A 4,138-nucleotide genomic window follows, 5' to 3' on the forward strand; every position below is an offset into this window, starting at 1 on the left:
AAGCTCGAAATGGATGCCCAAGGTGGAAGAACGAAGCCGCCAGGGCAACCAACAGCATCCCGGTGATGGTCCATAGCATGTCCGGCAACGCACCAGACGGCGCAATGCCCGCGAGCGTTGCCGAAGCGAGCACCACCGCTGCGCCTTGTGCAGCGCCGGCGATCGTCGTGAAGAGCACGATTGACAATGCCGGTTTCACGCCAGGTCCTCCTTCGATACCAGGCGCCGCGGTGAACCGGATGGCGTGGCGTTGGCACTCAAGAAATCGTTGAGGTGAAATTCAGGCATCTCTTTTCCAGGTGCCTCTGTCACCTTCCGCGGCAGGTAGTGGTTTGCAGGCTGTGTGTCCCACTCGGGCATCAGCTGGTAACCGCCGCGCTCGCGGATGGCCTTCGACACGTCGGAGTCAGGATCCTTCACATCGCCGAACAAGCGTGCGCCCGTGGGGCACGCCTTCACGCATGCGGGCTTGCGGTCTTGTGGTGGCAGCAGCTCGTCGTAGATGCGGTCCACGCAGAGCGTGCACTTCGTCATGACCTTGCGTTCCTCGTCGAATTCGCGCGCACCATACGGACATGCCCAACTGCAGTACTTGCAGCCGATGCATTTGTCGTAGTCGACAAGAACGATGCCATCGCTTGCGCGCTTATAGCTCGCACCCGTGGGGCAAACAGGCACACATGGGGGGTCTTCGCAGTGCAGGCAGCTCTTCGGGAAGTGAATTGTCTGCGTGTTGGGGTAGGAATCTGCCTCGTACGTCTGCACGCGGTTGAAGTAGGTCCCGTTGGGTTGTTCGCCGAACGCATTGAGGTCCGCCAGCGGGCCCGCAGCGCCGGACGTGTTCCACTCCTTGCAGGATGTAACACAGGCATGGCAACCCACGCAGACGTTAAGGTCGATGACCAGGGCAAGCTGCTTCGCCAGCGTCTCGGGAGCCACTTGAACGGTACTCATGGCGTCCTCTTTGCGAAATATGCAATGACCTTTCGAGCACCGCCCAGTACGCCTGGAACTATGGGCATCGCGTCAACCTGCGGGAATGTTTCAGGTCCGTCGTCGGCCGGCGCTGGACGCAAGTTCACGCGCACGTCATACCAGCCAGCCTGTCCGGTGACCGGATCGGAATTGCTGATGTGGCCCTCGCCGAAGGGAAGTTCTTCCGTGATCAGGTGGTTCAGCAAAAACCCTTTACGCGATTCGTCGGCGCCCGGCGCAAGATGCCAGGCGCCCGAGGCTTTGCCGATGGCATTCCACGTCCAGACAGTGCCCGGCTCCACCGCGTCGCTATAGCGCACCATGCAGCGCACGCGACCCCAGGAACTCGTCACCCACGCCCACCCACCGTCCTCGATGCCCGCCCCCTGTGCCGTGGCCGAATTGACATGCAGGTAGTTGTGACTGTGAATTTGCCGCAACCACGCGTTTTGGGAATCCCATGAGTGGTACATCGCCATCGGTCGCTGGGTAATTGCGGCCAGCGGGAATTCCTCGGTATCAATGGCAGCGTTCTCAAGCGGTGGATACCAGAAAGGCAGCGGATCAAAATATGTGGCGATGCGGTCGCGCAGCGCCTCTGGCGGCTGCCGTCCCTTGGTCTTACCCTGAGCAGCAAGCCTGAACGACTGCAGCGTGTCTGAATAGATGGCCAGCTGCACTGGGTCGTTCTTCTGGCGCCATCCTTTCTCCTTCGCGAAGTCGAGGTAGGGCTGGTTCCAGTTGCGCATGTACTGCTGGTCTTGCGGCATGTGGTACTGGAAAACGCAGTTGTTCTTCGCGTACATCTCCCACTGGTTCGGGTTGGGGTCACCTCGCAGGTGCTGCGTCCCATCCTTGCCGCGCCAGCCCATGAGGAAACCGATGCCTGGCTGCGCTTGGTAGTTGACGACGAAGTCAGGATAGTCTTTGAACTTGCGCGTGCCGTCCTCCAGTGTGAAGGCGGGAAACTTCAGGCGTGACGCCAGCTCGATCAGCACCTCCTGGAACGGCTTGCACTGCCCCGTAGGCTTCACCACTGGTACGCGCACCGAGTCCACCGGGCCCTCGTACTCCGAAATCGGTCGATCCAGCATGCTCATTACATCGTGCCGCTCAAGGTAGGTGGTGTCGGGCAGCACGAGGTCAGCAAAGGCGACCATCTCACTTTGGAAGGCGTCACACACCACCAGAAACGGTATCTTGTATTCACCGTCTTCCCCCTTGGCGTTCAGCTTGGCGCGCACTTCCATCGTGTTCATCGTCGAGTTCCACGCCATGTTTGCCATGAAGATAAGCAACGTGTCGATCTCGTACGGGTCTCCACGAACAGCGTTCGTGATCACGTTGTGCATGAGGCCGTGCGCCGATAGAGGGTGCTCCCATGAAAACGCGTGGTCGATGCGCAATGGCGTCCCGTCATCGCACACTGCCAACTCTTCGGGGCTTGCCGGAAAGCCGAGGGGCGCCGCATTGAGCGGGGTGTTGGGCTTGACCATGCTGGGGTCGTTGAACGCGCGATAGTTCGGAACGATGTGGCGTGGGTATGGCGCCTTGTGGCGAAAGCCACCGGGCGCATCGATGGTCCCCAGAACGCTCATGAGAACAGCTAGTGCCCGTACAGTCTGAAAGCCGTTCGAGTGCGCAGCGAGACCGCGCATGGCATGAAAGGCGACCGGCCGACCCTGCGTCGTTTCGTGACGCTTGCCCCACGCGTCGGTCCACGGGATCGGGAGTTCAAATGCCTGTTGCAGCGCCGTCTCTCCGAGTTCGCGAGCCAGCTCACGGATACGCTCGGCAGGAATACCGGTGATCTCAGACGCCCACTCCGGCGTGGTGGTTTCCACGCGCTCGCGCAGAAGCTGGAACGCTGGAGCAACGCGCGTCCCATCCGGCAGCGTGTACCGACCTTCGAGCGCGAGAGCCCGACCTTCCTGTACACCTTCAGGGTACGCCCGCACGACGCTGTTACTCGTCAGATCCCAGGCCAGCTTGTTGTGCGGATTCCGTCCATCACCAGGCGGCCCGTTGTCGGGGTCGAAAGCGAAGAGGCCTTCGCGCTCACCTTCATCGAGCACGACAAGCTGCGGCGCGTTGGTGAACCGCTGCAAGAATGGTCGGTCGATCAGACCCGACTTGAGGAGCTCGTGCAACAGCGCCATGAAGAGCGCACCGTCGGTGCCCGGTTTGATGGGAATCCACTCGTCGGCGATAGCCGAATAGCCGGTGCGAATCGGGTTGATCGAAATGAACCGCCCACCGGCACGTTTGAAAGCGCCCAAAGCCATCTTCATCGGGTTGCTGTGGTGATCCTCTGCCGTACCGATCATGACGAACAGCTTGGCCCGTTCCAGATCTGGCCCCCCGAACTCCCAGAAACTACCGCCAATCGTGTAAATCATTCCCGCAGCCATATTGACAGAGCAAAAGCCGCCATGTGCTGCGTAATTGGGCGTGCCGAACTGCCGCGCAAAGAGACCCGTGAGCGCCTGCATCTGGTCTCGGCCCGTGAACAATGCAAATTTCTTGGGGTCAGTCGCCCGAATCTTTGCCAGCCGCGCGGTCAAAATTTCGAATGCTTTGTCCCAGGAGATCGGCTCAAACTGCGCCTCACCGCGAGCCGCACCAGCCTTGCGCAGCAGCGGCTGGGTAAGCCGCGCGGGCGAATACTGCTTCATGATCCCAGAGCTACCCTTGGCGCAGATCACACCCTTGTTCAACGGATGCTCCGGATTGCCATCGATGTAGCGAACTTCACCATCGCGCAAATGAACCCGAATTCCACATCGGCACGCGCACATGTAGCACGTGGTCGTTTTGACCTCAGTTTGGGCAGTGGTGGTAGCCGTCGGATTGTGGACTGGCGCGCTGGAAAAGAGCTTGTGCATAGCTGAATACTGGCAGTTATTCAGATTCGTTTGGCGCATAATTCAGGTCATCTTGACCCAAAAAATCGATCATCGCCTGAAGCTCACATTGCGCCAGCTCGAGGTGTTCGCCGCGGTCGCGCGCGGCGGCACCACACGCGCTGCAGGTGACGAGATCTCTCGCTCGCAGTCGGCGGCCAGCAATGCTCTCGGGGAGCTCGAGGCTGTATTGGGCGTTCAGTTGTTCGATCGTGTCGGCAAGAAGCTGCTGATCAACGAGAACGGTCGAGCCTTGCTCC

3 protein-coding genes and 1 pseudogene are annotated in these 4,138 nt (G+C 60.2%); 1 reads left to right on the top strand and 3 read right to left on the bottom strand.

The window, feature by feature from the left end; genetic code table 11:
- The 3 genes and pseudogenes from ACN4F8_RS10975 to ACN4F8_RS10985 all read right to left on the bottom strand — a co-directional run.
- Positions 1 to 199, bottom strand: a pseudogene (locus ACN4F8_RS10975) (DMSO reductase); the annotation flags it as partial.
- The gene (locus tag ACN4F8_RS10980) at positions 196 to 954 is read right to left on the bottom strand and encodes a 4Fe-4S dicluster domain-containing protein (protein ID WP_419473628.1); all 759 of its coding nucleotides are present in this window, start codon (positions 952 to 954) and stop codon (positions 196 to 198) included. The gene ACN4F8_RS10980 and the pseudogene ACN4F8_RS10975, both read right to left, overlap by 4 nt.
- Complete coding sequence (locus ACN4F8_RS10985; protein WP_419473629.1) at positions 951 to 3,860, bottom strand: molybdopterin-dependent oxidoreductase; 2,910 nt, start codon at positions 3,858 to 3,860, stop codon at positions 951 to 953. The genes ACN4F8_RS10980 and ACN4F8_RS10985 overlap by 4 nt, the downstream gene beginning before the upstream one ends.
- Positions 3,861 to 3,912: 52 nt before the next feature.
- Between ACN4F8_RS10985 and ACN4F8_RS10990 the strand changes: the two genes are divergently transcribed.
- Positions 3,913 to 4,138, top strand: a 226-nt coding sequence (locus ACN4F8_RS10990) for a LysR family transcriptional regulator (RefSeq protein ID WP_419473630.1), incomplete at its 3' end; no start/stop codon positions are given.

This window comes from Hydrogenophaga sp., from assembly GCF_048549895.1.
In the GTDB taxonomy this organism is placed as follows: Bacteria; Pseudomonadota; Gammaproteobacteria; order Burkholderiales; family Burkholderiaceae_C; genus Hydrogenophaga.

Coding starts and splice junctions, on each gene's coding strand:
- ACN4F8_RS10980 (WP_419473628.1), bottom strand. CDS start 954: ATGAGTACCGTTCAAGTGGCTCCCGAGACGCTGGCGAAGCAGCTTGCC.
- ACN4F8_RS10985 (WP_419473629.1), bottom strand. CDS start 3,860: ATGCACAAGCTCTTTTCCAGCGCGCCAGTCCACAATCCGACGGCTACC.